This is a genomic window from Ornithinibacillus scapharcae TW25 (genome assembly GCF_000190475.1).
In the GTDB taxonomy this organism is placed as follows: Bacteria; Bacillota; Bacilli; order Bacillales; family Amphibacillaceae; genus Ornithinibacillus; species Ornithinibacillus scapharcae.
Map to the genome: position 1 here is coordinate 1 of NZ_AEWH01000008.1, position 22714 is coordinate 22714.

The following is a 22714-nucleotide window of genomic DNA, read 5'->3' on the forward strand; positions in this document are numbered from 1 at the left end:
ATAAACCTATTTATTATTTTTTTTAGTTGTTTTCATTAAAATGAGATCCTCTTTTATATATATATACGAAATAGTGGTGATATAGCCAAGCGGCAAGGCAAAGGTCTGCAAAACCTTTATCCTCGGTTCGAGTCCGAGTATCACCTTTGATATTAAATAAAGATAAAGGAGAGTGCTTAACATGACAGCAGGGGATATTCCACTATGGACTAGTTTGGTTGGGAATTTCGGGTTTCCTATTGCCATCACATTATATCTATTTGTTAGATTCGAGAAAAAAATTGAGAGATTAGAAACTGTTATCATGCAACTGTCTGAAGTGATCAAATCGATTAACTATAAAGGGAAGGGCGAGTAATGTGAATCTGGCAAGAATTTCGGCATATTTTTGTGAAGTAAGAAAAGTATAATCATTTTTCACTGATTGTCTTAAAAAAGAAAATTTACCCGATAGAGAAAAAGAACTAATTTACGAGATTATCGAGAATACAAGTCATTCATCCACACTATTAAAAAAATATTGCAATGAATGTAAGAAAGAGTCGTAGAAATCTTATAGATTCTACGACTCTATTCTATATATAAGACAAAATAAACCCAGGTATATTTCAACCTGGGTTTTTACAAAATTATTTGCAATTCTTATCACATCTTTTAAAAAACTCACTACCTGATTGTGGATCATACCCAAATTCTGCAGGACATCCCTTATAATAACAACAATTAGGATGCTTTGAACAAAACGGAATATAAGTCGGCTTAATTCTTTCTGTCATAGCAATGGCCTCCCTTCCTATAATAGTTGAATTCACATTATAAGAACAACGTATAAGGGAATGAAGTGATGCAACATTGTTCTCCTATTTATTAAAAAAGGACCAATCAGTCCTTTCAATTAATAAAGAGAAGTATAAAAAGAATTAAATAAACTTTCTCAACAAAATACTTAATTGGATGCTGAAATTGTGGTGTATAAATAAGTTTATCGACTGACGAAAAACAACAATTCAAAATGAGTGTGCCAATGAGTACATACACAAATCCTAGTTTAAACAATTCCAGTTAATCTTTTTCCTCATGTATTCCTCACCAACCACTAGTTCTTAATAGTTTCATGTAACACATAATGATGGATTGCATGAGCAACACCATGTTCATCGTTCGTTAGGGTTACGACATCACTATGTTTTTTTACCTGATCACGAGCATTTCCCATCGCAATTGCTAGTCCAGCTATGTTGAACATAGAAATATCATTCCCTTCATCGCCAATTGCAACGGTATCCTTTAACGGAATCTGATAATATTCCGCCATGAATTGGAGGGCATTTCCTTTACTAGCTTGGTGGTGCATAATATCGATAAACGTATTCGTAGAGACTATACTGATGCCGTCAATCGTATTAAGAAACATTTCAAATCGCTTCTTCTGTATGGGGTCTATTGTGAAGGCAAAAAATTTTTGAATCTGAATCGTTGCATCGTTCAGAAGGTCATGTATGTGATGAAAGGATTGATGTCCATAAGCAAGAGCAAATGCTTTATACATTTCCAGTTCTTCTTTATCTGTACCGGATGAAGGAAGCATGTTCTCTAATCTTTGGAACCAATCTTTAGGAGCATACACCCCGTTATTCGTAGCTACGGTGTATGGAATATATTCCTGTTCTACCTCAGTAGTAATGGCCTTAATTTGCTCCTGTTCCAACGTAATCATCTTTACAGCTTGATTATTTATGTAGATAGAAGCGCCGTTATTCGTCCCAATCGGACAATGTAAACCATACTTTTCTAAATCAGGTGTAATCTCATCAAGTGCACGTCCTGATAACACCATCACTTTATGTCCTTCAGCTTGAGCAAGCTTGATAGCTTCTATATTTTCCTTACTTATCTCTTTGTTCGAATTAAAAGTAGTTCCATCTAAATCGAGAGCAATTAATTTCATTCTATTTCTCCCCTTTGTGGTACAGGGGGACAGGTCCCTTGTCCCCCTCTCCATTTCATTTAGTCTAATATTTCTCCATTTGTTGCAATTACGTTTTTGTACCATTCGAAACTTTTCTTTTTCGCACGTTTTAGTGTTCCAATCCCTTGATTATCACGGTCTACGTAAATATAGCCATACCTTTTTTTCATTTCCCCTGTGGATGCACTAACAATATCGATTGGTCCCCAGCTCGTATAGCCAATAATATCCACACCGTCTTTAATAGCTTCTTTCATTTCTTTCAAATGTGCATTCAAATAAGCAATTCGATAGTCATCTTCCACTTCGCCATTTTCATTTGGCATGTCCACTGCACCAAGACCATTTTCAACAACAAATAAAGGTTTTTGGTAACGATCATATAACTGATTTGCAGTGATTCGTAAGCCTTTCGGGTCAATCGTCCATCCCCATTCAGACGTTTCTAAATAAGGATTCTTTATCGATGCAAATACATTTCCACTCGTTTTATTACCTTGAATTTCTGAATCAGTACTTGTTACTCGACTAGAATAATAGCTGAATCCTATATAATCAACCGTGTAATCTTTCAGGATTTGCTCGTCACCGTCTTCCATTACTAGATTGATATTATTTTCGCGGAAGAATCGTTTGGCATATCCCGGATATTCTCCTCTAGATTGTACATCAATAAAGAAGAAATTATCTCGATCCTTATCCATCGCATCCATGACATCATCTGGATTACTAGAATAAGGGTATGTCATACCTGCTGCTAACATACAACCAATCATCGCATTTGGAATAATTTCGTGCCCTGCTTTTACTGCAAGTGCACTAGCTACTAATTGGTGGTGGGCTGCTTGATATTTGACTTGTAATTCATTTTCGCCCTCTTCAAAAACTAGACCTGCACCTACGAAAGGTAAATGTAACAGCATATTAATTTCGTTAAAGGTTAACCAATATTTCACCTTGTCTTTATAACGTGTAAATACCGTTCTAGCATATCGCTCAAATAAAGCTACAAGCTTGCGGTTTTTCCAGCTACCGTATTCTTTTACTAGATGAACCGGAACATCAAAGTGGGGGAGGGTAACAAGTGGCTCGTTATCATATTTCTTTAATTCGTCGAATAGATCATCATAAAATTGTAGACCTGCTTCATTCGGTTTTGCATCATCTCCATTAGGAAAGATTCGTGCCCAGGAAATAGACAAACGTAGTGTCTTGAAACCCATTTCTGCAAATAGTGCAATATCTTCTTTATAACGATGGTAGAAATCGATTGCTTCGTGTGAAGGGTAGAATTCGCTTTCTAATGGTGTAAATGAAGGTAGTTTTCCTAGCATGATTGGGAATCGTTTTTCCCCAGTTGGTAACAAATCAACAGTAGTTAATCCTTTACCATCAGCTAGATAGGCACCTTCTGCTTGGTTGGCTGCAATCGCACCGCCCCATAAAAATCCTTGTGGAAATCCAGTCATTACTTTTCCTCCTAAAAATACGTTTTCTCGTTCGATTATTGGCATCTTTGAGACATGTCTTTATCTATCTACGAAAAATAATAGATAAGGTTATGTCTAATGATAGAATTAACCTTATCCATATCTTTTCTATGGAAACAATTGGTACAGAAGGCCTTAGGTTCCTTAACCCGACTGGGACAAGGAACCTGTCCCCTTGTCCCTATAAGTTTTCGCCATTCGATGAAATGACGTTTTTGTACCAGTAGAATGATTTTTTGGGTTTGCGTTCTAATGTTCCGCTTCCGTCATCATGTTTATCGACGTAAATAAAGCCATATCGCTTCGAATATTCCCCTGTGGACATACTTACTAAATCGATACAGCCCCAGCTAGTATATCCAATTAGGTCAACACCATCTTCTATTGCTTCACCCATTTGTTTTATATGCTCACGAAGGTAATCAATTCGATAATCATCGTTAATTGACCCATCTTCTTCTACTTTGTCATAAGCACCTAAACCATTTTCTACAATCATTAGTGGTTTTTGATAGCGACCATAAAGTTCATTTAATGCAATTCTTAGACCTACTGGATCAATTTCCCATCCCCAATCACTTGCTTCTAAGAATGGATTTTTCACACCACCAACTAGGTTCCCTGCACCAAGTTCCTCGGGTGTTTTTACTTTTTTCTCTGTACGTGACATGTAATAACTAAAGGAAATGAAGTCTACTGTTCCCTCTTTTATAGTTTCTAAATCCCCTTCTTGAATATCTAATTCGATGTTATTTTCTTTGAAATAACGCTTCGCAAAGTAAGGATATTCTCCGCGCACTTGTACATCTCCACAGAAGAAGTTAAAGATATCCGCTTCTTGTTTTGCATGCATAACATTCTCTGGATTAGAATCAAAGGAATAAACAGGTGCGTAAATTAGCATACAACCGATTTGTGATCCAGGGATGATTTCATGACCAATTTTCACTGCTTGTGCGCTTGCAACAAACTGGTGATGTAAACCTTGGAAGCTTTCTTGTAAGCGTGTTTCCTCGCTATCTGGAGAGAAACCTAATCCTACTAACGGCATATGTGTTGCACCATTAATTTCATTAAACGTTAACCAATATTTCACTTTATCTTTATAACGAGTGAAAATAGTTCTTACAAACCGCTCGAAGAATCCCACTAATTTACGGTTCTTCCAGCCTCCATATTCTTTCGTTAAATGTAGAGGTGTTTCGTAATGAGCAATGGTAACTAATGGTTCAATTCCATGCTTATGAAGCTCATCAAATACGCGGTCATAAAAAGCTAACCCTTCTTCATTTGGCTCTAATTCATCACCTTTAGGGAAAATACGGCTCCATGCGATACTTAAACGGAATACTTTGAAGCCCATTTCTGCAAATAAAGCGATATCTTCTTTGTAACGATGGTAGAAGTCAATACCTTCATGGTTTGGATACGTATATTTTGATTGATCGATTTTAAAGTCAAAGCCAGTTGAGCCTAGTAGTTGAAGTCGTGCTTTACCTCCTGGTAATACGTCGGCAAGATTTAGACCTTTCCCACCTTCTTGATATGCTCCTTCTAATTGGTTAGCTGCTGTTGCGCCACCCCATAAAAATCCTTCTGGGAATCGTTTTGTCATCATATATTCCTCCTTGGTTAAGTTATCCTGCATTCGCCCTGAAAGATGCGAATGCAAGGAATTGGTTTATTTAGATGTTACTTCTAGTAATGGATCTTGAGTTGTAACGGTTGTTGCTTGAACAACTGTAATCTCATAGTTATCTTGGTTTGTTATGACTACAGGAGTTGTTAAGTCAAATCCTGCTTCTTTGATAGCATTCGCATCAAATTCAATTAATAGTTGACCTTTTTCTACACGGCTTCCTTGTGTTGTATGTGCAGTGAAATATTTACCTTCTAATTGAACGGTGTCCAAACCAATGTGTACTAGAATTTCAGCACCGTCATCACTAGTGATACCAATCGCATGTCCTGTTGGGAATAAAGCCGATACAGTTCCGGAAACTGGTGCAAATAATTTACCTTCTGTTGGTTCAATTGCAACACCTTTACCTAGAGCACCTGATGCAAATGCAGCATCTCTAATGTCTGCTAAAGCAATAACTTCACCTGTTAGTGGACTTGCAATAGATTCACTATTTATATTTTCGATTTTAATTGCTTTTTTTCGGTTGTTTCTTCTTGATTTTTGTTAATTCCACCGAATAGGTAAGTTAATACGAAAGCTAGTACCATACCAACTACCGCCGCAATAATCGCACCAATTAATCCCATATCGATACCTTCTGGAGAGATAAAGCTAGGAATCTGGAATACTCCAAGACCACCCATTTCATAACCAACTGTTCCAAAGATACCTAACATCGCTCCACCAATTGCAGATGAAATTAATGTGAAAATGAATGGTTTCTTAAGTGGTAATGCGATACCATACATCCCTGGTTCTGTAACACCAAATAGTGACGATATAAATGCTGGTGCACTTAATGTTTTTGTATTAGAATTTTTAGTTTTAATCCAAATTGCTAGTATTGCTCCAGCTAATGCAAAGGAGTGAACAAAGATTAGAGCTAAAATCGGATCCCAACCTTGACTCGTAAAATTATTAATTCCGATAGGTACAAGACCCCAGTGAAGACCAAACATAACAAATACTAACCATAATCCACCAATAAATGCTCCCGCGATAACTGGGCTTAATTCATATATAGAGGTTGTTGCTTGTCCTAATAATTGACTCGCCCATGTAGCGATTGGTCCGATTACGATAAATGTTACAGGAATAATGATTAATAGTGTAAACATTGGAACTAAGAATACTTTTACTACGTCAGGAATTACTCGTGCAAAGAATCTTTCTAACTTAGCAGCAAAGAATGCTGAAACAATGATTGGAATAACAGACATAGAATATGTCATTAGAATAACTGGAATACCGAAGAACTCTATATACACATTTGATTCAAACATTGTACCTGTAAATAAAGTGTATAATGGTTCAGCTGTCTTTGGGATAGCTTCTAATGCCGGATAAACCAATGCCATGGCAATAACCATTCCTAAGAACGGGGTTCCACCGAACTTCTTCATTGCTGTATAACCTAATAGAATCGGTAAGAAGAAGAACAACGCGTCGCCTATTGCATTTAGAACTTGATATGTTCCACCTTGATTATCTAGCCAACCAATTGCTACGAATAAAGCGTTAAAACCTTTAATCATACCGGATGCTGCCAATACTCCTAAGATTGGTGTAAAAATTCCTGAAATCATATCGATAAAGCGATTGAATAAGTTCCCTTTTTCACCACTATCAGCTTCTACTGGTTGGTCAGAACTAAATCCACCTTCTGCCGTAACAGCTTTATAAACATCTGGTACATGATTCCCAATAACTACTTGGTATTGGCCACCACTCTTCATGACGGTTACAACACCATCCATGTTTTTCAATATTTCTGTATTCGCTTTCTTTTCATCCTTTAGTTTAAAGCGAAGTCGTGTTACACAATGCACTACACTGTTAACGTTTTCTTTACCACCGACATTAGCAATAATGTCTTTCGCCAATTGCTCGTATTTCATCATCGGCCACCTTCTCTTCCCTGTTTATTTTATGTTTTTTCATACTTCGGAATGTTCGTTCTAATTTAGGTAAATAAAAAACCTGAACTAATTTGAATACACGCACAAATATCGTGTCATTCAAATTAGCTCAGGTTATGCCCAATTAGGTAACATTCCTAAATAATTATTAAATTAGCGTTAAACAATTAACAATACTATTGTTAATCAATTAACACCTTCAATTTACCATGACTTTTATCCTAAGTCAACACCTTTTTTAAAAACGCTTTCACAACTTAACTATTTTTTTGTCTGAATGTGACTCGGTGAATATGGACGGTTAGGTATACCTCTTCATCTTTCGGTAACTGCCAGTCAAATTCCTTTTGCAGATAAAGTGCTATTTTTTTCGTGCATTGGTATGCCTGTTCATACTTTTGGCTTATTTGTTCATGCAAGAAGTTATCAACGGTATCTTCCATTTTTTCTTTCTTGATAAACCGAATGGCAAAATATCGTAAATGAGTTAAAAAGCGTTCATAATTTATAGAGTTATCATCTAAGTCCATTTGAAAATGATATTTTACTATATTTAAAACGTTGTTCACCATAGTAGTTACTTTTACGGCAATATCCATGTTTTCACCAGTGATCTGGCTGTTAACAAGATGTAGGGCAATCGATGCTGCCTCATCTTCATCAAGGCAAATACCTGTCTCTTCCTCAATAAAGTCTAAAGCTTTGATTCCAATTGAAAATTCCTCTTTGTAGTATTTGCGTATTTCATACAAAAGGGTATTTTTTAATTGGATTCCTTGATTATATCTACTAATCGCAAAGCTTATATGGTCTGTCAATGCAACATAGAGATATTCATCTAATTTGTAGGGTAACTTAGATTTAGCATACTCTAAAATTTCATAAGCAATAGTTAAGTATTTCTCCGAAGTGTCCTTTAACAAAAGGTCTAACTTCTCCGAGATTCCAGTATTTTGAAGGACAAAAGTCTTTTCAATCTTGGATTCATCTATGGATTGGCCGATCTTCTTCTGAAAAGCAAGACCTCTCCCCATGACCACCATTTCGCCCTGCTTTTCATTTTCAATAATGACCACATTATTATTCAATACTTTTGTTATTTTCATAAGCAAGTACTCCTTAATGGGATTGCATAATTGATATTTACCATACATCATGATATATCGTCAAAGCAAATGAAATGATAATCAGGGCAAATTAAAAAAGTGCTTGGTTAGTTATACACCAAGCACTTGATGGTTCTATTCTTCAAATGGTTTTCCTCGAAACATTTCCTCGAAACGCTTCATCTTATCATCCTTAATTTGATTAAAAGAAGCTAATGCATTTCGATTAACATTGGCTGTCATACCAACCTGTGATGTCATCCCGATTTGAGTACCAAATGAATCATTTATAATGCTCTCTCTTTTACCATCAAAATGGCCTGTCGTCTCTGTTCCAGTATCGCGACGTGGCATTATATAACCCCTTTACTGACGCTTTTTTGTTTTTTTATTATTATACTTTTCATTTGGTGTTAAGGGCTCATTCGCAAATTCATGATCAAACTGCTTCGAAAGCTTCTTTCGAACAGCCTGCTCATCACTAAATCCACCACCACTAAGTTTCTTCTTGGACATATGAACACCTCCCCAACTATAGTTTCCACACATATAACAAAAATATGTGTGTGACACGGGGGACAGGTCCCTTGTCCACCATCCCTCAAGCTCATTCCTGTTTATGCAGTTGTTCGTTCATCTCTGCTTCAATTTTTTTAAAGTATAAATAGTACCCAGTCCAAAATACCGAATAAATCAAAATAAATACACCGCTGCTTATCAATATGGCAAATAGATTTAATGGTATCCAACTAACTGTAAGCGCGATGATAAAATACACCATAATGGAAAGACTAAAGTGTACAATCGTTTTCTTTAACGGCGTCCATTTCGGCTTTTCAAAAATAAAAGAAGCAAGTCCATAATAAACCCCAAACGTCATGGAAGCTAACATATGAGACCATATTTCGGATACAGATGATTCTATTTCAAGTACCATAAGTATAGTTAGTGCAACAAATGTTAGAAAACCACCACACGCAACCCCGACAGTTGCTCTTTTTAGAATATCAACGACCATCTGCATTTCCTCCCATCATTAGTTTTTCCTTGATTGGGTTCACATACTTTCTGGAGATATACTCTTTGGTTCCAGAGTGAAAATAAACGCAGAGGTTCCCATTAAAGGATAGGTCAAACCGCTCTATTTGATTTAAGTTCCCTATAACCGATTTTGAAAAACGCATGAAATGGTGGGGGATTAGAAGTTCTTCTACTTCATAAAGCTTCATACGTAATTCTAATTTTCGGTCTCGTAATACAGCATAGATTTTTCTATTTTCTGCATAAACATAATCAATCTCACTTGGATTTAACAGCACTGTTTGATCCTCATCCACACCAAACAATCGCTGTTGTTTACTTTTCCTAATGACGTTAACAATTTCCTCTAATTCTTCTGTCCATTCTGAAGCTTGAATACTGATTGAGGTTTCTCCATACTTCTCGTCGATATCAATATTTACCTTCATTTTCGCCCCCTAACCCACTACCCCCTTGCCTTTTTCAAAAAATGCGGGTAGCGAAACATCGCTATTAAAAATCCTACTAATCCGTAACTGACTAGAATAAGGGATTCTTTCAAGAGCTGAACATTTTCCATTGCTCCTAACATAGCATCCTGGAATGCCTGATGGGCCCAAAATTGCGGTAAAAAGTTTGCAATATCTTGGATGAAACTAGGCATCATGTCAATTGGCACCCATAGTCCACTTAGTACAGCACCACCTAATGCAATAATTTGTGTCATTGCAATTCCCATATTATTCGTGTTCACTAACAAGGCTAAGGCTAAACCAACTCCAGTAACAGTTATGGCTAAAACTAATGAGATGACTATAAGCGCAAACGGCTGTTCTAACGTAACGCCATATACTAATTTTCCAAACATGAATAGAATCACAATTTGTACTATGACAACTATTATATTCGGTACCCACTTCCCTATTAGATAAAAATAGGGTAAAAGCGGAGTACTTGCGATTCTAGCAGTCATTCCATAATTTTTATCCTTTAGAAAGGTTTCTACCATATTAATCATAATGAAAAAACAAACATAACCGTGTATCCTGGAATGATTGAAAGGATTACTTGTTCTTTCGTTTCCCCAGTTGCTCCTGATGTGAAAACACTAATAAAAATTACGGTAAAAATAATCGGTAAAATAATCATCCAAAATAATAATCCCCTATCCTGTAGGTACTTTTTTACCTCCAAGTTGATAATTGCACCCATCTCACAGTCTCCCTTTTCATTATTTTATCACAATTCAGTCTCTTAATTGACTCCCCGTTAAGGTAAAAAACACATCCTCTAAACGAGGTTGGACAAGTTCTAATTGATTAATTTGGCCCTGATTTTCTTTGGAGTAGTTTAGAATCTTTGCCATGACCTCAAGAGGATTGACCGCCCTCACTAAGTAGCCCCCATTACGTGTTTCTACTCTGCAATACTGTTCTATATCCTTTGGCAAACAATCTACACCCCTAACAAAAACAGAAGGATACGTGTATTTTCGCAATATGTCTTTTATATTTCCCTGTTCTACAATGTACCCATTATCCATCATGGCGATTTCATCACAGAGCTGTTCCACTTCTTCCATATAGTGACTAGCATAGACAATCGTACAAGCCCGTCGTTTTAAATCCTCAATCATTTGAAAAATATATTTTCTCGACTGGGGATCAATGCCTACTGTCGGTTCATCCATAATGATAATATTTGGATTGTGCATTAATGCACAGCCTATATTCAGTCTCCTTTTCATGCCTCCTGAAAAAGTGAGTACTTTATCCTTACCATGCTCCTCTAAACCAATATCTTGCAAAACGATTTGGGCACGACTCTTTAATTTCTTCCCCCTTAAACCATAGAGCCTCCCAAAAAAATATAAATTATCTAGAGCAGATAGGGTTGGTTCTAAGCAAATCTCCTGTGGCACATAACCTACCTCATTTTTCATTTGACCGGTTTCCATTCTTTCATATCGTACAGTTCCTTCATAGTCTTGTATGACAGATGCGAGAATTTTAATTAATGTTGATTTCCCAGCACCATTTGGACCTACTAAACCAAAGCAAATACTACTTGGTATATCAAGTGACACACCATTTAAAGCTGTTGTGTGATTATACTGTTTTTTTACATCCTGAACGGAAAGCAATTCGAACACCCTCTCCCTTTTTTTAACCATTATCACAAGGAAAAAAGGAAATGTTACTTAAATTGGTATAACATGCAAATAAAGCTACATAAAAACACAAATATGTAGTATGGACACGGGGACAGGTCCCTTGTCTCAGCAGTACTTACCAGGTCAAGTTCCACAATAAAAAAGCAATCGCACCCTAAGTACGATTGCTTTGTAAAAATATTCTATTCCTCATCAACACCACGATAACGCTTATATGGTAACGGATTCCATGTTCGATAATCCATTTCCTCTTTTCTCAACGGTGCTGGAATATCCTCCAGAATCCGCTTCGCAACTTCTAATTCACGTTCTGCCTCAGCTCTATCCTGGTACATGAACTCATCCGAAGCTTTTTCCAGTGCCTTATCTACCTTTTCCTCCAGGTTTTCCACGACCATTTCTTGCTGTCGTCGTATGGATTCGCGAGCTTCGGCAACCCAGTTTGGTTGAACTGTCCGCAAGCCATCGGTTACATAACTAAATTCACGAAAGATATCCTTGTAAACCCGATCCGCATTATCCCGGACATCTGTAATAACTGCCTCCAGATCCGCAATCGTTAATTGTTCCGGTTCGAGTGGCTGTCTACGCTCAGGGCCACCGATACGCGTATTCTTTAGATAGAACGGGAAAATACTCTTAATTGTTTTACCAACAGGATTAATGGCAAGACCATTTTCGTCAATACCCTTCGGTTGAACACCTTGCATGGCAATACGCGCAGACTCAGGTCGAACAATTTCCTTCGGCGGTAAAACACCATATCGTAATAACTCACGGATACCGGTACCAGAGATATTTATCCGGTACTTCGCATCATGTGGGCAAGTCTGTTCTGTTGCCGGATTATCACATCGAGTGCAGTAAAAGACCTCATGGAATAGGCGAATATCAATCCCTAATTCTTCTGGCTTAAACTCATCAAAAATACTGTGACTTGCATATTTATCATAATAATCCCCAATACCAGCATGATCACGGCCAATTAATGCATGGGTGCAACCATAGTTTTTCATAATTAATGCATGAAGTACCGCTTCACGTGGTCCAGCAAAAATATAAGTCACACGTAGAGGTGCTAGCATGGTTCTTTCTTTTGGATAATACTCTTCCAGCACGGCTCGATATGAAAGCATTCGAAACTCATGTCTCGTATATTCTCGCTTCGCCATTTCTACAAGAGGTTGAACAAATAAACCGTCCATTTCTTCTAAAGCGTTTCGGTGAATATATTCATGTCCACGGTGAAGTGGGTTAGCACCTGTAATAAACCCACCGACAGATTTAAATTTCTTTTCTTCATAGAAAAGCTTCCAAGTATCTCTTGGTTCCATCCGGATGCTTTCAAACGGTCCCCAGTGTACGCGGCGCACCAAGGTAATCGGCCCTGCCAATGCCGTATCTCCCATACGTCGATAAATCGCATCAACTCCAGGATGGTCTCGGTCCGTTGTACCAAAAACATGCTGTGCACGGAATTCTCGATCATAAAAAAATATGTCTTCTAGCTTCATAATTGCAACTGGTTCCTTTGTTTCATCAGCAAGTGCGATTTCATCTCCAACAGATAGCCCGGCAATAATTTGCTTGTTACGGTCGCCAATAGGTGCAAAGCTGAGGGGCACAGGCCAAACGATCCCATTCGTTAAACGCCCTTCTGTTAGAACGGACTTATAATTCGCTTCATTCATGAAACCTTCATTCGGGGATAACACACCTGTGGCGATCATTTCCAATGTAATAACAGCTTCGAGGTCAACCATAATCATTGGTAATTGTTTTGCACGCTCCAGCGCTTCCTCACGTTCCTTCCCCCGAAGAACACGGTCTACTAACTTTCCACCGTGTGGTTGTTGAGGATAACTCGCTAATTTTTCTTCTGTTAAAATTACAGCATCTTGACTCATGATCTCTCCTCCTTTATTTTCTCTATTTCTATAACTATATTGTAAAGTGAAGGCTAACATTCCCCGAGAAATGGAAAAGCAACTTTCACCACTCCTCCAATACCCAGATTGAGAGGAAAGTGGGACAAGGAACACCTGTCCCCATGTCCCTACTCTCGATATCCGGTGTTTGCTCTGACTTTAACTTCTGCATATCGTTTAAAGTCATATTCTTTTGAGAATACCGTTCCTAGGTAACCTCCTAAAAATCCTAGTGGCACACTAACCAGTGCTGGGTTATCTAATGGGAAAATCGGATTTCCGACAAATAGTGCTGCTCCTTCTTCCGGTGAAAACACACTCGGACTCATGGAAACTAGAATTAATGCTGAACCAAGTCCGGCAACTACTGACCAAATCGCACCGGATGTATTGAAGCGCTTCCAATATACGGTATATAGAATAACTGGTAAATTAGCACTTGCTGCAATACAGAACGCTAAGGAAACTAGGAAAGCAACATTTAAGTACTGAGCTCCTAGAGATAGAAGGATTGATAATACAGATACTCCTAAAGCAGCATAGCGTGCCGCTACCACTTGCTGCTTTTCTGTAATATTTCCTTTTTTAATGATCTGTCCGTAAATATCATGTGCAAATGCAGAAGCACCTGATAGTACAAGCCCAGCTACTACAGCAAGAATGGTTGCAAAAGCTACAGCTGAAATAAAGGCAAATAAAATATTTCCACCGATTGCCTCTGCTAACAGCGGTGCTGCCATGTTCCCACCAGGGTTAGCAGCTAAGATTTCACTTTCCCCGACATAAATAGCTGCCCCGAAACCTAGGAATAACGTTAAAATATAAAATATCCCAATTGTCCAAGTTGCTGTAATAACCGAACTTCTAGCTGTTTTTGCGTCCTTAACGGTAAAGAATCGCATTAAAATATGTGGTAATCCAGCAGTACCCAGAACTAATGCTAGCATTAATGAAATCGTTCCTAACGGATCATCATATTTTATGCCCGGATTTAAATAATCGGCTCCATGGCTAGTAGCTGTTTTCACTTCTGTAAACATTGCTGAAATATTAAAGTTAAACTTCATTAGAACAATGAAAGAAATAATCACCATTCCAGCCATTAATAGTACAGCTTTTGTTATCTGAACCCAGCTCGTTGCAATCATGCCACCAAATAACACGTAAATTGTCATCATCACCCCAACAATTAGTACAGCAATCCAATATGGGATATCAAATAATAATTGAATTAGTGCCCCTGCACCAACAAGCTGTGCAATCATGTAGAAAAGGACTATCGTAATCGTACTAAGTGCCGCAACTCCACGTACCTTCCTCGCATCGAAACGTGAATTAATCATATCTGCCAGCGTATACTTCCCAAGGTTACGAAGTGGTTCTGCAACTAGAAGTAAAACTACTAAGTACGCGATTAAGAATCCAATACTATAGAAAAAACCATCAAATCCATTTAGCGCAATTGCACCAGCTATCCCCAAAAATGAGGCAGCTGAAAGATAATCACCAGCAATTGCTAATCCATTTTGCCAACCTGTTAATCCACCACCAGCCGTATAAAAGTCACCAGCTGACTTCGTTCGCTTGGCGGCAAAGTACGTAATAACAAGGGTAAGTAAAACAATAGCTAAAAACAGGATAATTACAATCGGATCCATTATGCTTTACCTCCCTTTTCAATGTGTTCTTGAATAATCGCCTCTGCTTCCTCATCAAAAGAACTTGCTTTTTTCACATAAATCGTACAAATCACCCAAGTCATTACGAACTGAGCAACGGCAAAAACCCATGCCCACGTAATATCACCGAATACAGGAGTATTCAAAAAGGTTCCATACGATGTCGAGATTGGAAGCAAGAAATAAAACACTAAGAAGAAAATAGTTAATGGTACGATAAATTTCCTCTTATTCTGCATAAACTGTTTAAACTGTGGACTACTTTCAACTTTTTCATAATCGACCTTACTTGTTCGTTGTCGTTCTGCAAGTTTCGGTTGAGCCATAAATCCATCCTCCCATTCATCAAAATATGTAAGCGCTTACCAACTATTATAATTATTTCGTAAATTCTTTATATAAAGTTCGCGTAAACGGTCGTAAATGATGTCTGAATGGTATTAATCGAAACGTAAATGGTTTAATATTCAGAATTATTATATAAATATTTCCGAACCCCTTAACATCACACAAAACTCATAGATTAAGCTTCACTAATTGAGCAATACTAACATCACGAAAACCAAAAATAATGGGAGGGTTTCGCTAGATGTTTCATCCAACTTATAGTCCTATTTTAATTGTTTTATCGATATTAATTGCAATAGTAACCTCCTACACCACTCTGGTTCTTGTGGGGAGAATCTTTGATAAATATCGCTTTGAAAAGATGATTTGGATTATTGCCGGTTCTGTCGTAATGGGAACAGGAATTTTCTCTATGCACTATATTGCTATGGTTGCCTATCATACCTCATTTCCAATGACCTATAATATTTACTTACTGGTATTCTCACTTTTCTGTGGTATTATTTCATCGTTTCTAGCCTTTTATCTGCTTTATACGCAACAGCTTACCATCGGGAGAATCCTTGCCTCAGGATTCTCCCTCGGTTTAGGAAGCTTAATATTGCACTATACTGCTTTATTCTCAACTCATGCCACAATTGAGATCCAATATACTTCCATATATTTTACTCTAGCTATTGTAATGGCATTAATTTTTTCCACTGTAGCAATCAGAGTCTTTATCACCATTAAGTCGAACAATCAAATTTCTGTTAGACAAACAATTATTAGCGCAATTATACTAGGTCTTTCCATATCACTTCTACATTATATGGGTATGAAAGCTGTCCAAATTATTCATCATGATGGACACGTGCTTACAAATACCAATACTTTAACATTGGGAGTAATATTATCCTTAAGCTCCTTCATCATTATTTTGATTGCTCTAGTGACTGCTTTTCTTGATCAACGTTCCCTAAAGATAGAAAAATCATTATTAGAACAAATTAAAAAGCGTGAAAATCTTTATCGCCAGCTTGTAGAAGGGGCTCCAGAGCCTATCCTTGTTCATGATGGAGAGAAAATTCTTTTTGTAAATGAAACCTGTTTAAATATCGTAAAAGCCTCTAGGAAAGATGAAATAATTAGTAAATCGTTATGGGAATTCATTCATCCTGACTACCGTGAAATAGTTAGAGAACGATTCCATACGATGAGGGAAGGTGGGAAGATTAAGCTATTAGAACATAAAGTTATCGCACTGGATGGTTCTATTATTGATATTGAGTCAAGTGGCATTCAGATTCACTATGACAATAAAGATGCTTATCAATTAATGATTCGAGACATTACAGATCATAAAAAAATCGAAAGAGCTCTATCGGATAAGCAACAACGCTACCAATCATTGTTTGAGCATATTCCTGACGCTGTTTTCTCTGTGGATCAGAAAGGATTTTTCCAAGAGGTGAATCCATTCGTTGGGAAAATATTAGGATACTCTCAAGAAGAATTACTAAGTATGAATGTAAATGATGTAATCGAATCTAATTCCATGAAACTAGCTATTGAGAACTTTCGTAGCGCTCAAAAAGGAATACCTCAAAATCATAATGTAGAGGTAATCGCGAAAGACGGACGCATCATTTCAACTAATATTACAAACATCCCAATCATTATTGAAGGTAAGGTAACTGGAATTTATGGAATCGGTAAAGACATGACAAACGAAATAGAAGCGAGAAACCGAATCGAGAAGCTGGCTTACACCGATCAGTTAACCGGTTTACCAAATCGTACGTGGCTATATAAATATCTTCATGAAGTATTAATGCGGATGGAAGACATGAAGTGTAATCTAGTCATTATGACCGTAGACTTTGATGATTTTAAAAATGTGAATGATTCATTAGGCCATCATTATGGAGATTTATTTCTCCAAAAAGTATCGTCTAGATTAAAAAGTTGTCTGCGAGAGCACGATAAAATTGCTCGACTAGGTGGGGATGAATTTATTATTATCCTTGAAGATGTACCAAACACTGAAGCAGAGGACATGGCCCAAAAAATAATAGATGAAATGAACCAGAGTATCCACATTCTTGGACATGAGATTATTGTTACATTAAGCATTGGAATTAGCATTCAAAGTGAATCTTTTACGGATGTTGAATTAGCTATCAAACAAGCTGATTTTGCTATGTACATGGCAAAAGAAAAAGGGAAAAATAATTATCAATTTTTTAGTGAAGATATGAATGAAAAAATCATGCGACGGATACAAGTACACAGTTCTTTACAACGAGCACTAGAAAATGGTGAATTAGAACTATTTTATCAACCACAAGTAGATAGTATTACCGAAAAGATAGTCGGATTGGAAGCTTTGTTGAGGTGGCATGCGCCATTTGGCAGCGTCTCACCGGCTGAATTTATCCCTGTTGCAGAACATTCGGGTATTATTATCCCTATTGGGGAGTGGGTTATCCAAGAAGCTTGTCGTAGAATCCGAACGTGGCAAGACCATCCCTACTTACATGTCCCTGTTTCAGTAAATGTTTCTGTTAGACAACTCCTTGATCCTAACTTCCTTACAACACTGGAAAAAATAATGAGTGAGGAGAAGATTAAGCCAGAATATCTGGAAATAGAAATTACCGAAAGTGTTATGCTAGATATTGAAGAATCTGCTAAATTAATCAAAGATATTAGAGAGTTAGGTGTTAAAGTCGCCATTGATGATTTTGGAAAAGGATATTCTTCCCTTTACCTCATTGCAAATCTAGATTTCGACACATTAAAAATCGATAAATCATTTATTAATGGCGGGATTAAAAATGACCGCAGTTTAAAAATATTAACGGCTATTATTGAGGCTACAAATAACGAGCATCGAATTATAATTGAAGGAGTAGAAACAAAGGAACAAGTAGATATTGCCAAGAAATTTAATGCGATTACACAGGGATATTATTATAGCCGCCCCCTTCCTCCAGGTGAACTTTAATTAGGGGGCGCTTTTCCATATGGTTACGAATTACATCTTAAATGTATTTAATATGCTCTTACTGGCAGATCGACTAACCGGAATGACAGTCCCCTTCTTATCCTTCAAAGTCAAATTACTCGTCCCATTAAACCAAGGTGTTATTTCCAAAATATGATTTAGGTTCACTAAGTAACTGCGATGTGCACGGAAAAACATATGCCCCGCCAGTTTGTCCTCCAACTCTTGTAACGTCATTCTACTCATAATGACTTTGTCTTCTGTATGGATTTCTAATAATCTCTTATTTGGCACTGCATAATAGATAGCATCCGGGGACAGTACTACCATTCGTTCCCCGTCATCCACTAACAATTTAGATGCGGAAAGCTTGTTTTCTTTTGCACCTCCCTGCATCTTTGTTTTACTAGCAAAGACCTTTCGGATTCTTGCCATGGCTTTTTTAAAACGCACTTCATCGTATGGCTTTAATAAATAATCAACCGCTTCCACCTCAAAAGCCTCTAATGCATAGTCATCATAAGCCGTTGTAAACACAAATAAAGGAGGTTTATCGTCTGATTTGTCTAATATGTACTTTGCTGCCTCTATCCCCGTAAAACCTGGCATCTCTACATCTAAAAAAATTAAATCTGGCTGATGTTCACTGTACAATTCTATAAGCTGTTCCCCTGTTTCAGCATGTGGCGTTAAAACAATGTCTTTTTCATCCTTTAACAGATAAAGCAATTCCTTTCGTGCCATCATTTCATCTTCTGCTATCATTGTACGGATGTTCATCCCATCACCTGCATTTCCTTCATTTGATTTGGTATCGGAATGGAGAATCTCACTTCACTTCCACCATGTGGAAGATTCATAATTTTTAATCTAGCCGTCTCTCCAATTAAATGAACTAATCGTTGATTGACATTATATATCCCAGTTCCACCATTCTTTACCCCTACTAATGGCTTATAACTAACTTGTGGTAATATATGCTTTGGAAAACCGCAGCCATTATCTCGGACAGTAATAACCAATTCTCCACCATATTTCTTTATCATGATATCTACTCTTGCATCATCCGTGACATTTTTCAAACCATGTTGAACAGCATTTTCAACCAATGGCTGAATAGTAGAAGGAGGAATAAATATATTCGTTACATCTGTTGGTTTATCAAAGTTAATTTTCAGTCTACCTCTAAAGCGCTCCTGAATTATCGATGTATATGCCTCGACGTGCTCAAACTCCCGCTCAAGCTCTACAAGTGACTTGGATACAAGTCGTAGATTGAATCGCATATAACTCGCTAATTTTAATGTAAGCTTTCGAGCTGTTTGTGGGTCTTCTCGAAATAAGGACGCAATCAACTGAAGTGTATTAAATAAGAAATGTGGATTAATTTGTGCCTGAAGATTTCTAAGTTCCGCATCCCGAATATGTGCCTTCAACTTCTCGGTAGCCAATACATTCAGCTGGTTGGAGATAAACTGCCCTAACCCTTCAGCCATCATTAATTCAACAGGTGATATATGTTGTGCCTTAAGAAAGTAAAACGTAATTAAACTAGTAACTTCATCCGCTTCTGTAATGGGAATAATAACTGCAGCCTCTAATAGACATTTTTCATGTTCACACGCTAAGTCAGACTTTACATAAGTAACCTGTACTTTCCTGGTTTCAATAGCTTTTATGGCAAGAGGTGATGTGACACGATCACCAGCATGATGGTGTTTATCTCCTAACCCTTTATGTGCCAATACTTCATACTTATTGGTGACGGAAACTGCTGCTAGCTTTAATCGATCATATAATAATGCTGCAAGTCCATTCGCAAGTTCCAGACTAGAGTCCTTTTTCAGATACGGAAGAGCCTCCTCCGCAATCGTCAACGCTTGTCTTGTTGCTATTGCCGCTTGGTTATCTTGCTCTTTCATGACAACCCCTATCATCGCCGTAAATATGGCAATAGCAATACTATTCGAAAGGACAAGTGGTAACCCTATTTGGTCCACGATATCAACCATCACAATCCCATCTGTATATAAAATCAATAGTAATTGCATTTGCAAAATAGGTGGGAACACTCCAATGAATAATGCCTTCAGAGGGGAAATAACACGCTCATTTGAAAAGAATCTTGCCGTCAAACCCGCAAGAACACCAGTAATCGGATTGACTAATCCATTAGCAAGCCAACCTACTCCACCTAGAAACATTACGTGTACACCGGCAATAAGACCTGCCCCCAACCCAACTACTGGACCTCCAAACAATCCTGCAATTACAATCGCGACAAGACTTAAACTCACTACCAAATGTTCTCCTTCTACAGGTAACATAACAAAGGACTCAATGATTTCTGCATCCTGTGTAATCACTATTCCCATCATGGTACTTGCTATGCCAAATATCCCAAATACGACCGCATGTACCATGGACATTTTCAAGCTGAATTCTCGGTACAATAATGATTTAAATCCCGGTGTTCGTGTCATAACAAAAGCAGTAATTAATAATAACCCTAATCTTTCAAATAGAAATATCGTTAAATCCTTCATGAGTTTTCACTCCTAGAAGTAATACCAGTTTGTGATCGAATATAGAAACGTCTAAATTCTGCTTCTGTTTGCGCTTGTTTAGAGGAGCATATTGTTCCAAGGTATGCACCAAGAAAACCTATTGGAATAGAAATGATTCCTGGATTATATAGGGAAATCACCGCATCCCTAGCAATCCAACCACCATCCGAGTTCATAATATGTGGACCTAATAAGACGAGAACTAACGAGGCTAAAAGCCCACTCACCATCCCAATGATAGCTCCAACTTGAGTAAACCGCTTCCAGTAAATTGTTAAAATTAATACCGGAAAATTACTAGAAGCTGCAACAATAAATGTCATTGAAACTAGAAATGTAACATTGATTGCTTCCAGCTGTAAAGCAAACATGGTGGAGATGAAACCAATGCCCAACGCTGTCCAACGGGCAGCTTTTAATTGTTCTAATTCAGTTGATTTTCCTTTTTTAAATATATGATGAAAAATATCATGAGAAAACGCAGTAGTCGCGGAAATTACCAAGCCCGCTACCACAGCAACAATCGTCGTAAAAGCTATCGCTGATACAAATGCTAGCAGGAAATCTCCACCAACTTCCTTGGCCAATAGAGGCGCTGCCAGGTTACCGGTCGGATCTATTGCTATCAGTTTGTCAAATCCGAGCAAAGCAACCGTTCCTAAGCCTAATACTAGTGTCATTATATAGAAAGTTCCAATAATCCAAGTCGAGCTAATTAATGAACGACGCACCTCAAATGTATTTCTAACCGTAAACAATCGAATAAGTATATGCGGCAGTCCAGCAGTCCCTAGAACTAATGCTAGTTGTAGGGATAAGAATTCTAATGGATTGCCAAACTGATGCCCTGGAAGAAAAAAGCTCTCTCCTAAAGGACTACCAGTTTTTACTTTTTCTAAAAGATAAGGTAAATTCCAATTCATATTGGAGAACACAATTAGTGCCAGTAGAAATGTTCCTGACATGAGTACAACTGTTTTCACTATTTGCACCCATGACGTAGCGACCATCCCACCAAACACAACATATATCGTCATCAATCCACCAATAACTAAGACCGAAATGGAATAATCAATATTTAATAACAAACGAAGTAAAAATCCTGAGGCAACTAGCTGGGGAATCATATATAAAATCGAAATCATAAAAGCACCAATAGCCATAATCATGCGCATTTGACCGCTTGGGAAGCGAGAGCAAATCACATCTCCTAACGAATATTTCCCTAATCGATGAACTGGCTCCGCCACTAGAAATAACACCACAATATAGGACACGAGAAATCCTATCGAATATAAAAAACCGTCATACCCACTAATTGCAATCATTCCTACAATCCCCAGAAACGATGCAGCACTAATAAAATCACCAGCGATAGCCATTCCATTCTGAAAACCAGTTAGACTACCAGATGCAATATAGAAACGATTTGTTGTATTACTTCTTCTTGCTGCCCAGTACGTGATGATAAGGGTACATACAATGATACAAACGAAGAATAAAAAATAGGTAAGATTCACTTCAACTCCTCCCGCTTAATGCCATTGATCTTTTCCTCGAGTTTTTTAGCATTTACATGGTACCCCCACCCAACTAACCATGTCATTGGTATTTGCATAAAGGCATATACCCATGCCCAAGTTAGCCCTGGAATAAAGCTTGTACGATTCATCAGATCTGGAAGGAGAGTAAGGGAAAGAGGAAGCATAAAATAGAATAAAAAAACAAGCATTAACGTTGGAATTAACATCTTTTTCCTTTCACGAATCAAAGCTAAAACTCGTTCTTCCATTCCAACTCCTCCTAAAGAACAAAACATAAATTCAGTAAATTGTTTTAATT

General features: G+C 37.5%; 21 protein-coding genes, 1 tRNA gene and 1 pseudogene. 3 read left to right on the forward strand and 20 right to left on the reverse strand.

The annotated features are described in order from the left end of the window. The first annotated feature begins 75 nt into the window (after positions 1–75). Positions 76–146 (forward strand) — tRNA-Cys (locus G5W_RS0102610). A gap of 35 nt (positions 147–181) precedes the next feature. Beyond that, positions 182–358 carry a YvrJ family protein gene (locus G5W_RS23115; RefSeq protein WP_010093961.1) on the forward strand — a complete coding sequence of 59 codons (177 nt, stop codon included), beginning with the start codon at positions 182–184 and terminating at the stop codon, positions 356–358. 271 nt (positions 359–629) lie between these two features. Here G5W_RS23115 and G5W_RS23685 read toward each other — a convergent pair whose 3' ends face one another. From G5W_RS23685 to G5W_RS0102685, 16 genes and pseudogenes are all read right to left on the reverse strand, one after another. After that, a complete protein-coding gene (locus tag G5W_RS23685) occupies positions 630–776 on the reverse strand; it encodes a hypothetical protein (RefSeq protein WP_010093962.1) in 147 nt (48 codons plus the stop codon). A 320-nt stretch (positions 777–1096) separates the two neighbouring features. Further along, the gene (locus G5W_RS0102620; protein ID WP_010093964.1) at positions 1097–1948 is read right to left on the reverse strand and encodes a Cof-type HAD-IIB family hydrolase; all 852 of its coding nucleotides are present in this window, start codon (positions 1946–1948) and stop codon (positions 1097–1099) included. A 59-nt stretch (positions 1949–2007) separates the two neighbouring features. Continuing rightward, positions 2008–3438 carry a 6-phospho-beta-glucosidase gene (locus tag G5W_RS0102625; RefSeq protein ID WP_010093966.1) on the reverse strand — a complete coding sequence of 477 codons (1431 nt, stop codon included), beginning with the start codon at positions 3436–3438 and terminating at the stop codon, positions 2008–2010. Positions 3439–3640: 202 nt separating this feature from the next. Further along, a complete protein-coding gene (locus G5W_RS0102630; protein ID WP_029190982.1) occupies positions 3641–5077 on the reverse strand; it encodes a glycoside hydrolase family 1 protein in 1437 nt (478 codons plus the stop codon). Positions 5078–5140: 63 nt separating this feature from the next. Further along, positions 5141–7041 (reverse strand): annotated as a pseudogene (locus G5W_RS20255) (beta-glucoside-specific PTS transporter subunit IIABC). A 278-nt stretch (positions 7042–7319) separates the two neighbouring features. Next, the gene (gene licT, locus G5W_RS0102640; protein ID WP_010093975.1) at positions 7320–8168 is read right to left on the reverse strand and encodes a BglG family transcription antiterminator LicT; all 849 of its coding nucleotides are present in this window, start codon (positions 8166–8168) and stop codon (positions 7320–7322) included. Between the two features lie 135 nt (positions 8169–8303). Further along, positions 8304–8522: a hypothetical protein gene (locus tag G5W_RS0102645; protein WP_010093977.1), complete on the reverse strand. Its 219-nt coding sequence runs from the start codon at positions 8520–8522 to the stop codon at positions 8304–8306. A 12-nt stretch (positions 8523–8534) separates the two neighbouring features. Next, the gene (gene sspO / locus G5W_RS0102650) at positions 8535–8684 is read right to left on the reverse strand and encodes a small acid-soluble spore protein O (protein WP_010093979.1); all 150 of its coding nucleotides are present in this window, start codon (positions 8682–8684) and stop codon (positions 8535–8537) included. A 91-nt stretch (positions 8685–8775) separates the two neighbouring features. Continuing rightward, on the reverse strand, positions 8776–9186 hold the full coding sequence (locus G5W_RS0102655) for a DUF3021 domain-containing protein (RefSeq protein ID WP_010093980.1): 411 nt from the start codon (positions 9184–9186) through the stop codon (positions 8776–8778). Beyond that, the gene (locus tag G5W_RS0102660; RefSeq protein ID WP_010093982.1) at positions 9176–9637 is read right to left on the reverse strand and encodes a LytTR family DNA-binding domain-containing protein; all 462 of its coding nucleotides are present in this window, start codon (positions 9635–9637) and stop codon (positions 9176–9178) included. Before G5W_RS0102660 ends, G5W_RS0102655 begins: the two co-directional genes overlap by 11 nt. Positions 9638–9654: 17 nt before the next feature. Continuing rightward, complete coding sequence (locus G5W_RS21895) at positions 9655–10206, reverse strand: ABC transporter permease (protein ID WP_010093983.1); 552 nt, start codon at positions 10204–10206, stop codon at positions 9655–9657. Then, positions 10203–10400: a hypothetical protein gene (locus G5W_RS24130; protein WP_010093984.1), complete on the reverse strand. Its 198-nt coding sequence runs from the start codon at positions 10398–10400 to the stop codon at positions 10203–10205. Before G5W_RS24130 ends, G5W_RS21895 begins: the two co-directional genes overlap by 4 nt. A gap of 34 nt (positions 10401–10434) precedes the next feature. Then, positions 10435–11340, reverse strand: coding sequence for an ABC transporter ATP-binding protein (locus G5W_RS0102670; RefSeq protein WP_237706188.1), 906 nt, complete (start codon positions 11338–11340; stop codon positions 10435–10437). 203 nt (positions 11341–11543) lie between these two features. Continuing rightward, positions 11544–13268: a sulfate adenylyltransferase gene (locus G5W_RS0102675; RefSeq protein ID WP_010093986.1), complete on the reverse strand. Its 1725-nt coding sequence runs from the start codon at positions 13266–13268 to the stop codon at positions 11544–11546. Positions 13269–13417: 149 nt separating this feature from the next. Continuing rightward, positions 13418–14947 (reverse strand): solute symporter family protein, encoded by a 1530-nt coding sequence (locus tag G5W_RS0102680; protein WP_010093987.1) that lies wholly within the window; start codon positions 14945–14947, stop codon positions 13418–13420. Beyond that, positions 14947–15294, reverse strand: coding sequence for a DUF485 domain-containing protein (locus G5W_RS0102685; RefSeq protein ID WP_010093989.1), 348 nt, complete (start codon positions 15292–15294; stop codon positions 14947–14949). The genes G5W_RS0102680 and G5W_RS0102685 overlap by 1 nt, the downstream gene beginning before the upstream one ends. Positions 15295–15557: 263 nt before the next feature. Here G5W_RS0102685 and G5W_RS22625 point away from each other — a divergent pair, with 263 nt between their 5' ends. Beyond that, positions 15558–18305, forward strand: coding sequence for a bifunctional diguanylate cyclase/phosphodiesterase (locus G5W_RS22625; protein ID WP_010093991.1), 2748 nt, complete (start codon positions 15558–15560; stop codon positions 18303–18305). A gap of 30 nt (positions 18306–18335) precedes the next feature. Here G5W_RS22625 and G5W_RS0102695 read toward each other — a convergent pair whose 3' ends face one another. The 4 genes from G5W_RS0102695 to G5W_RS0102710 are packed head-to-tail and all read right to left on the reverse strand — an operon-like array spanning position 18336 to position 22664. Further along, positions 18336–19085, reverse strand: a complete 750-nt coding sequence (locus tag G5W_RS0102695; protein WP_010093992.1) for a LytR/AlgR family response regulator transcription factor — start codon at positions 19083–19085, stop codon at positions 18336–18338. Further along, the gene (locus tag G5W_RS0102700; protein WP_010093994.1) at positions 19082–20851 is read right to left on the reverse strand and encodes a LytS/YhcK type 5TM receptor domain-containing protein; all 1770 of its coding nucleotides are present in this window, start codon (positions 20849–20851) and stop codon (positions 19082–19084) included. Before G5W_RS0102700 ends, G5W_RS0102695 begins: the two co-directional genes overlap by 4 nt. Next, complete coding sequence (locus G5W_RS0102705; RefSeq protein WP_010093996.1) at positions 20848–22392, reverse strand: solute symporter family protein; 1545 nt, start codon at positions 22390–22392, stop codon at positions 20848–20850. Before G5W_RS0102705 ends, G5W_RS0102700 begins: the two co-directional genes overlap by 4 nt. Further along, positions 22389–22664, reverse strand: coding sequence for a DUF485 domain-containing protein (locus G5W_RS0102710; protein WP_010093998.1), 276 nt, complete (start codon positions 22662–22664; stop codon positions 22389–22391). Before G5W_RS0102710 ends, G5W_RS0102705 begins: the two co-directional genes overlap by 4 nt. Positions 22665–22714: the final 50 nt, after the last annotated feature.

Bases quoted from the DNA above. Each gene is read 5' to 3' on its own strand.
- G5W_RS23115 (WP_010093961.1), top strand. From the start codon at position 182: ATGACAGCAGGGGATATTCCACTATGGACTAGTTTGGTTGGGAATTTC.
- G5W_RS23685 (WP_010093962.1), bottom strand. From the start codon at position 776: ATGACAGAAAGAATTAAGCCGACTTATATTCCGTTTTGTTCAAAGCAT.
- G5W_RS0102620 (WP_010093964.1), bottom strand. From the start codon at position 1,948: ATGAAATTAATTGCTCTCGATTTAGATGGAACTACTTTTAATTCGAAC.
- G5W_RS0102625 (WP_010093966.1), bottom strand. From the start codon at position 3,438: ATGACTGGATTTCCACAAGGATTTTTATGGGGCGGTGCGATTGCAGCC.
- G5W_RS0102630 (WP_029190982.1), bottom strand. From the start codon at position 5,077: ATGATGACAAAACGATTCCCAGAAGGATTTTTATGGGGTGGCGCAACA.
- licT (WP_010093975.1), bottom strand. From the start codon at position 8,168: ATGAAAATAACAAAAGTATTGAATAATAATGTGGTCATTATTGAAAAT.
- G5W_RS0102645 (WP_010093977.1), bottom strand. From the start codon at position 8,522: ATGCCACGTCGCGATACTGGAACAGAGACGACAGGCCATTTTGATGGT.
- sspO (WP_010093979.1), bottom strand. From the start codon at position 8,684: ATGTCCAAGAAGAAACTTAGTGGTGGTGGATTTAGTGATGAGCAGGCT.
- G5W_RS0102655 (WP_010093980.1), bottom strand. From the start codon at position 9,186: ATGGTCGTTGATATTCTAAAAAGAGCAACTGTCGGGGTTGCGTGTGGT.
- G5W_RS0102660 (WP_010093982.1), bottom strand. From the start codon at position 9,637: ATGAAGGTAAATATTGATATCGACGAGAAGTATGGAGAAACCTCAATC.
- G5W_RS21895 (WP_010093983.1), bottom strand. From the start codon at position 10,206: ATGATTAATATGGTAGAAACCTTTCTAAAGGATAAAAATTATGGAATG.
- G5W_RS24130 (WP_010093984.1), bottom strand. From the start codon at position 10,400: ATGGGTGCAATTATCAACTTGGAGGTAAAAAAGTACCTACAGGATAGG.
- G5W_RS0102675 (WP_010093986.1), bottom strand. From the start codon at position 13,268: ATGAGTCAAGATGCTGTAATTTTAACAGAAGAAAAATTAGCGAGTTAT.
- G5W_RS0102680 (WP_010093987.1), bottom strand. From the start codon at position 14,947: ATGGATCCGATTGTAATTATCCTGTTTTTAGCTATTGTTTTACTTACC.
- G5W_RS0102685 (WP_010093989.1), bottom strand. From the start codon at position 15,294: ATGGCTCAACCGAAACTTGCAGAACGACAACGAACAAGTAAGGTCGAT.
- G5W_RS22625 (WP_010093991.1), top strand. From the start codon at position 15,558: ATGTTTCATCCAACTTATAGTCCTATTTTAATTGTTTTATCGATATTA.
- G5W_RS0102695 (WP_010093992.1), bottom strand. From the start codon at position 19,085: ATGAACATCCGTACAATGATAGCAGAAGATGAAATGATGGCACGAAAG.
- G5W_RS0102700 (WP_010093994.1), bottom strand. From the start codon at position 20,851: ATGAAGGATTTAACGATATTTCTATTTGAAAGATTAGGGTTATTATTA.
- G5W_RS0102710 (WP_010093998.1), bottom strand. From the start codon at position 22,664: ATGGAAGAACGAGTTTTAGCTTTGATTCGTGAAAGGAAAAAGATGTTA.